A 1,012-nucleotide genomic window follows, 5' to 3' on the forward strand; every position below is an offset into this window, starting at 1 on the left:
CCAGGCCGTAGCCGGCGGTGTGGGACTTGTTGAAGGCGTAGCCGGAGAACGGGAGCATGACGTCCCAGATGGCCTTGATGGCCTCCTCCGAGTAGTCATTCGCCTTCATGCCGCCGTGGAACTTCTCCCACTCAGCAGCCAGTACCTCGGGCTTCTTCTTGCCCATCGCGCGGCGCAGCATGTCGGCGCCGCCGAGCGTGTACCCGGCGAGTGTCCGGGCGATGGCCATGATCTGCTCCTGGAAGATGAGCAGGTGGTGGGTGCTCCCCAGGATCGGGTCGAGGACGTCCTTCAGCTCCGGGTGGATGGGGTCGGGGTCCTGCTTGCCGTTTTGCCGCAGCGCGTAGTTGGTGTGCGCGTTGGCGGCCATCGGCCCGGGCCGGTACAGCGCCAGGGCTGCCGCGATGTCCTCGAACCGGGACGGCTCCATCAGCTTCAGCAGCGCGCGCATGCCGCCGCCGTCGAGCTGGAACACGCCGAAGGTGTCGCCCCGGCCCAGCAGTTCGAAGGTCTTCTTGTCATCCAGGGGGATGACGAGGGTGTCCGTGTCGCCGTTCACCGGGTCGACGGTGGCGAGGTTGACGCCACGGTTGTCCCGGATGTTCTGCAGCGCGTGGTCGATGACGCCCAGGTTCCGCAGACCCAGGAAGTCCATCTTGATCAGACCCATGGATTCGCACGACGGATAGTCGAATCCAGTGATCTTCACGCCGTCGGAGGCCCGCATGTGCAGCGGGATGCGCTCCGTCAGCTTGGTCTTGGACAGGATGACCGCGGCCGCGTGGACACCGGTGCCTCGGGTCAGGCCCTCGACGCCCTTGGCGGTGTCGATGACCTTCTTGACGTCCGGCTCGTTCTCGTACATCGTCCGGATCTCGCCGGCCTCGACGTAGCGGGGGTGCTCGGGGTCGAAGGTTCCGTCCAGCGGGATGGACTTGCCCATGATGTCCGGCGGCAGCGCCTTGGTGATCCGCTCGCCGTGGCTGAAGGGGTAGCCGAGGATGCGCGAGCT

Annotated in this window: 1 pseudogene; it reads right to left on the bottom strand. The window is 66.2% G+C overall.

What is annotated here, in order from left to right:
• A pseudogene (locus ACWD35_RS45625) lies at positions 1–1,012 on the bottom strand (DNA polymerase III subunit alpha); the annotation flags it as partial.

The sequence above is a fragment of the Streptomyces sp. NPDC002671 genome (assembly GCF_053592475.1).